The sequence below is a fragment of the Algoriphagus oliviformis genome (genome assembly GCF_017254915.1).
GTDB lineage: Bacteria > Bacteroidota > Bacteroidia > Cytophagales > Cyclobacteriaceae > Algoriphagus > Algoriphagus oliviformis.
In genome coordinates this window covers 83,561-89,677 of record NZ_JAFKCT010000007.1, presented here as the reverse complement: position 1 = coordinate 89,677, position 6,117 = coordinate 83,561, and the positions used below count along the sequence as shown (strand labels likewise).

At 52.4% G+C, this 6,117-nt stretch carries 4 protein-coding genes; 1 reads left to right on the top strand and 3 read right to left on the bottom strand.

The features are described 5' to 3' along the window. Window positions 1-554: 554 nt before the first annotated feature. On the bottom strand, window positions 555-2,243 hold the full coding sequence (locus tag J0A68_RS15870) for a sulfatase family protein (RefSeq protein WP_206579212.1): 1,689 nt from the start codon (window positions 2,241-2,243) through the stop codon (window positions 555-557). Between the two features lie 313 nt (window positions 2,244-2,556). On the opposite strand from J0A68_RS15870, the gene J0A68_RS15865 reads away from it, so the two are divergent. Beyond that, window positions 2,557-4,032 (top strand): sulfatase family protein, encoded by a 1,476-nt coding sequence (locus J0A68_RS15865; protein WP_206579211.1) that lies wholly within the window; start codon window positions 2,557-2,559, stop codon window positions 4,030-4,032. Between the two features lie 160 nt (window positions 4,033-4,192). Here J0A68_RS15865 and J0A68_RS15860 read toward each other — a convergent pair whose 3' ends face one another. Both J0A68_RS15860 and J0A68_RS15855 read right to left on the bottom strand, forming a co-directional pair. Further along, complete coding sequence (locus J0A68_RS15860) at window positions 4,193-4,579, bottom strand: PepSY-associated TM helix domain-containing protein (RefSeq protein ID WP_206579210.1); 387 nt, start codon at window positions 4,577-4,579, stop codon at window positions 4,193-4,195. 391 nt (window positions 4,580-4,970) lie between these two features. Continuing rightward, window positions 4,971-6,116, bottom strand: coding sequence for a PepSY-associated TM helix domain-containing protein (locus J0A68_RS15855; RefSeq protein ID WP_236025623.1), 1,146 nt, complete (start codon window positions 6,114-6,116; stop codon window positions 4,971-4,973). Window position 6,117: the final 1 nt, after the last annotated feature.

Here is a 6,117-nt window from a genome sequence, read left to right as displayed (position 1 = left end):
CAGCACAACGAATAACCGGATAGATCAAAACCAAACCCCTCCTATTTCTCCCGCTCTCTGTGGTGAAAAAATCCAATAAGAAAATTTTACCACTGAGTGCACGGAGGAATGGGAGAAAGCTTCGCGCCTCTGGGTCTTCGGGAGAGCGCTTTTCTCGCAGTGCTGGAGAGCCGCAAAAAATTCGGGAAACTCGCTGTTTCTCTAGCATCAGCACAACGAATAACCGGATAGATCAAAACTAAAAGCCTCCTATTCCTCCCGCTCTCTGTGGTGAAAAAATCCAATAAGAAAATCTTACCACGGAGTGCACGGAGGAAAGGAGAAAAACTCTGCGAGAACTTTGCGTCCTCGGCGCCTTGGCGGTAAACCCAGCGCGAAGCGCAAAAAAAACTAGCCCAATCCTCAACCGGTTTTGGCGAAACCCGCAGGACTCACTTGGCCTCCTCTCGGCCAAAACGTTCCATGTCAGACCGAAAACCAATAACCTAGGGTTGAAACCCTAGGCTATGCACCGGCCGCCCCGATGAAGCTTATCGCTAGTCTTTTCCTCCAAACTATTGCTTGGCCCTGTCTCTGAAGATCTTGTTGAACAGTGCCGTATCCTTAGCACCAGCACGTGAGTTGTTACCCTCGAGGTAGTCCAGATACTCATTGAGGTACTTTTGGGAGATCTGGGAGTTGTCCCCGTATTTTTCCCTCAGTCCATCGAGTTTCTTATGCAGGTTAGCTTTGATCTCCGCATAGGCAGGATCATCATAGACGTTTTTCAGCTCCTGCGGGTCCTTGATGCGGTCGATCAGCTCCCACTCATCGGTATCGAAATAGTAGTGCACCAGCTTGTACTCCTTGGTCACGATGGCATAGTGGCGCTTCACCATGTGGACGGAAGGATACTCATAGTAGTGGTAGTACACCGCATCGCGCGTCCACTGGTCTGTCTTGCCGGTGAGCAGGGGCATGAGGCTCTCGCCCTGCATATCAGACGGCGCTTCTATGCCTGCGGCCTGTAGGAAAGTCTGGGCAAAATCCAGGTTTTGCACCATCTCATCCGACTTGGAGCCCGCCGCGACTTTGCCCGGCCAAGCCACCAAAAGCGGTGTCTTGAAGGACTCGTCATAGACAAATCGCTTGTCAAACCAGCCATGCTCGCCCAAGTAAAAGCCCTGATCGGAGGTATAGACGATGATGGTGTTTTCCATCAGCCCGTTTGCTTCCAGATAGTCCAGCACGCGACCGACGTTTTCGTCCACAGCCTTGATCGTGCCGAGGTAGTCCTGCATGTAGCGCTGGTATCTCCATCGCATCTTGTCTTCCTCGCTCATGGTCGGGTAAGCCTTTTTGAAGTCCTCGTTGACTTTGCCGTAGGCCGCGTCCCAATTAGCGCGCTGGGCGGCGTTGAGTCGGCCCACTTCGCCTTCGAAGGCGCCCTTGTCCCAGCTGGAGGTCTCCTTGATACCCAGCTCGTCCATCACCTGCGGGTAAACCTTGGAGTCACCCGCCCAGTGCATGTCCTTGAGCAGGTTCATCTCCGCCTCATGGGCAGCGCGACCTCTTCCAGAATAGTCGTCAAATAGTGTAGCCGGCTCTGGGAAAGTCCGCTGGGTAAACTCAGCCAGGTGTCTCTCCGCAGGAAGCCACTCGCGGTGCGGTGCCTTGTGCAGGTAGAAAAGCAAGAAAGGATCTTCCTTTTTCCGCTCGTTTTCCAGCCAGTTGAGGGTCATATCGGTGATGATGTCCGTCACATAGCCCTCCACGGTGATATTCCCTTCGTCCTTGGTGATAAAGTCCGGATTGTAGTATTTCCCCTGCCCAGGGAGAATCTTAAACTGGTCAAAGCCCTTGGGACTGTTGCCAAAGTGGAGCTTGCCAAACATGGCGGTCTGGTAGCCCGCGTCTTGGAAAATCTGCGGAAAGGTCACGTTGGTGGTGTCAAAGGGAAAGTGGTTGTCCACCTTGCCGTTGATGTGGGAGTGCTTCCCCGTCAGAATCGTCGCCCGGGAAGGGGCGCAGATGGAGTTGGTCACCGTGGCGTTGGTGAAAAGCATGCCCATCTTGGCGATTCGGTCGATATTGGGGGTCTCGATGAGTTTGTCGCTGTAGGCCGAGATGGCTTGGTAGGCGTGGTCATCGGACATGATGAAGACGATATTCGGACGCTTGGCCTCTTGGCTTTGCTCTTTTCCGCAGGCAAAAAGCAGGCAGGCAAAAAGTACCGGAAGGACGGGTTTGAGTTTGAAGAACATACAAATTGGGTTATTGGAATCTCTGTATATACGCCTTTCTGCCAGTAAACGAATTTTCAATACAATCGGGCTGGAAGACCGATGTAACGTTTCGACATGGTTTTCCGCTCCTAATACTAGTCTAAGGTTATTACTGGTAAAGTAGCGTATATCCAAATTGGATTTACAAGGATAAGATAAAATCAACGGACAGGAAACGGATTCCACTTGAAGGGAACATATTTTACATATTCGGACACACGCCCTATTTTTCCATCTCCGGTTTCAGATCCCCTTCATTTAGGGCTATATTTCGAATCCAAATTACTCCGAAATGCGATACAAGTCCTGCCTTTTTCTAGTCCTGCTTATTTGCCAGTTCTCCGTTTCTGCACAAGCCCAAAGCCAATCCCCCAAGCCAAACGTGCTCTTTCTTTTCGCAGACGACCAGCGTGCGGACGCCTTGGGAGCCGCAGGAAATCCCTACATCCGAACCCCCCATCTGGACCAGCTCGCCCAGGAAGGCAGCCGCTTTACCAATGCCTACGTGATGGGCGGCAACCACGGCGCGGTATGCATGGCCAGCCGGGCCATGCTCATGAGCGGACAAAACCTCTTCAAGGTATATGACAAGCTGAAGGATGTCCACACCATGCCGATGGCTTTTGCGGAAGCAGGCTATGCCACCTATGGCACAGGCAAGTGGCACAACGAAAAGGAGGCTTTCGAAGCGAGCTTCCAGCAAGCCAAAAACGTCTATCTGGGCGGCATGGCCAACCACTACAGCATCCCGCTCCGAGACTACGGGGCGGACGGAAAACTGGGAGCGCCCACCCAAAAATCCTACTCCACGGAAGTATTTGCGCAGACGGCCATCGACTTTATCAAGCAACATAAAGCTACCCAAAAGGACAAGCCCTTCTTCTGCTATGTGGCCTTCACCGTGCCCCATGACCCCTACTCTCCAGAGGCCAGCTTCATCGACTACTATCCCGATGGCTCCCTGCCCCTGCCCGGCAACTACATGCCTTATCACCCTTTTGAGTTTGACCAGCTGACGGTGCGGGACGAAAACCTGACCGGCTGGCCCAGAAAGCCAGAAACCATCCAGATGATCCTCTCGGACTACTACTCCCTCATCACCCACCTCGACCAGCAGATCGGCAAGATCATCGCCACGCTGAAGGAAACCGGGCAGTATGAGAACACCATCATCGTCTATGCCGCGGACAACGGACTCGCTGCGGGGAGCCACGGACTGCTCGGCAAGCAAAGCCTCTACGAGCACAGCACCAAAGTGCCCCTGATCATCAAAGGACCCGGCGTACCAAAAGAACAAGAACTGGACGCCTTTGCCTATATCCACGACATCTACCCGACTTTGGCTCAGCTGGCAGGCCTGCCAAAAAAGGAAAAGCTGGACGGCAAAAGCCTAGTCCCCGTGATCCAAGGTCAGGCGGAAGGCGTACGCGAAAGCCTCTTCACCTCCTATCGCATGACCGTGCGGGCAGTGCGTGACGGGCAGTACAAACTCCTCCGCTACCCGGAGCGGGACTACACCCAGCTCTTTGACCTGGCGCATGACCCTCAGGAGCTGAACAATCTGGCTGAAAAGCCGGAAATGGCTGCGAAAAAACAGGAACTCATCCAGCTGCTGGAGCAGTGGCAAAACAAAACCGGCGACACCGTGCGATGGACGGCGCCCAAGATCAAGCCCATGCAGTACGATCCCGACACGCTCAATCCCCTCCGCAAGCCCGACCAATGGCAGCCGGAGTATGTGTTGAAAAGGTATTTTGGAGTAAACTGATTTGGGATTTGAAATTAGAGATTTGAGATTTGATTGTCGGATGACCAATGCCAGATGACCGGTGCCAGGTCGTAAATCAAAAATCCTAAATCACAAATACAAATAAGAAAGCCGAAGGAAATCTCCCTTCGGCTTTTCTGTTCTAAATACCCATACTAACTCAACTCAACGAGGCTACTCGTCTTGTTGCCTTTTCCATAGGTTCTTCGATGTTTTTTGTTTTCAGATTGGAGACGATCACCGAGCAGGACAGAATCCCCAAGCCGAAATAAACCAGCTTCAGGCCCAGTCCGCCAAAGTCCCCAAAATGCAGGCGGATCTTGGTCACCCGAGCTCCGTTGAAAAAGGCGGTGTCCTTCATCAGTTCCTTTTTGGACACCGCCTCGCCCGATGCCGCATGGTAGACGGCATTCCCCAGCCCGGCAAACTTGGAGCTGAAGGAAGGATGCCCCTCGATCTTCACGTGCATGTTTTGGTCTCCCAGATTGAAGATATTCACCCGGCGGATGACCAACTCGGGCCAAAGCCCCAGCGTCTTTTCGACCATCCCGTTGACCGAACCCGACTTTGTTATGATTTCAATTTTTATTTAGACTTATTTTAAATTAAAACAAAACTACAATCGGAAGCCTATCCAGCCAAGATAATTTTCGACTTTTTTCCAAAAAAATTAAGGACTGTGAAATGAAGGGATGAAGCGGAGAGAGGAATGGCTGAAAGGTGGAAAAGTTGTAAAATGGATCACCTGCCCGCTAAAATGCCAGATGTCCGGTGACCGATATGGGAGGAGACGGGAGACCGGAGCTATAAGGCTGGGTGTGGGGAAAGTGGGCAAATGGAAAGGTGGTAAAGTGAGCGCCGTACCCGCTAGCCCTCAGTGACCTTTGTCCGGTTTGGCATCATCAATCGTACTTTAAAAATCACAAACCCAAGTCCCCTCAGATTTTAGCCAACTCAGGCTCCATCACTTCGCGCTTGGCCGTGGGCTTCTTTGCCTTGTACTTTCTACCCCACCACAGCAAAAATCCGGTAACGGGCAAGGATGCGATGATCGCGCTTAGCAGGAAAGCCAGCAGTTTTCCCGGAAAACCTCCAATCGCACCGACGTGGATGTCATAGTTCATCCGAAAAAGCTTTTCCCCGGCAGAGGCCTCGCCTATCCTGCCCCACATGTGGTCCACAGGCAGCTCCTCCAGGGTGTATTGGTCAAAGTAGCGGTAGTCGATCTGCCAATAGGTATCGCCATCCGGATTGGCATTGGCCGCGATGGCGGCGTGCGGCAACTCTGGTGGATGCACTTCGATGTAATCGGCGTTGGGATATTCGGCCCGCATTTTCATCCAAACCTTGTCCAGCGCGGAGACCTCTTCATTCCAAGTCTGTGTGGAATCCGAGATCGGATCGTAATATTCCACGAATTGCTCCTTGCCGGTAAGCAACTGGTGATAGCTGTCCCTAAACCAGAAAAAGCTCCACACCAAGCCCGTGACAGCAAAAACCAAGGCAAACAGCATCACATAAAAGCCTGCTACTTGGTGAAGGTCGTAGTTTTTTCTCCTCCAGCGGGCATTCCACTTTACCGTCAGACTCTGCTTGAGGTTTTTCCCCTTAGGCCACCACAGGATCAAGCCGGAGATCACCATGAAGAGAAAAATCAGCGTAAAGGTACCCACCACGGTCTGGCCTATGGAATCAGGCAGCCAGAGATAGAAGTGTCCATCCAGAATGAAGGGGAAAAAGCCCTTGTTTTCGTCCTTCACCTTCAGTACTTCTCCGCTGTAAGGATTGACATAGGCGATCTTGTAGTGATCGTGGCCCTCGCCATAGCTGAAAAATATCGCCTGTGCGGAGCGCTCGGGTGTAGGATAAAGCACCGCATGCAGGTGTCCCTCCGGGAAAGCCGCCTGTGCTATTTCACTGATCTCGCTCGGCGGCAGCACTGCCTCGTCCTTGGGCTCCACAAACCGGTGGGGCTGGGTGAGGTCTTGGATCTCCGCCTGAAAAGCATAGATGCAGCCCGTCACCGCCACGATAAATACGACCAAACCGGAACTCAATCCGAGCCAAAGGTGGAGTTTACCCAAA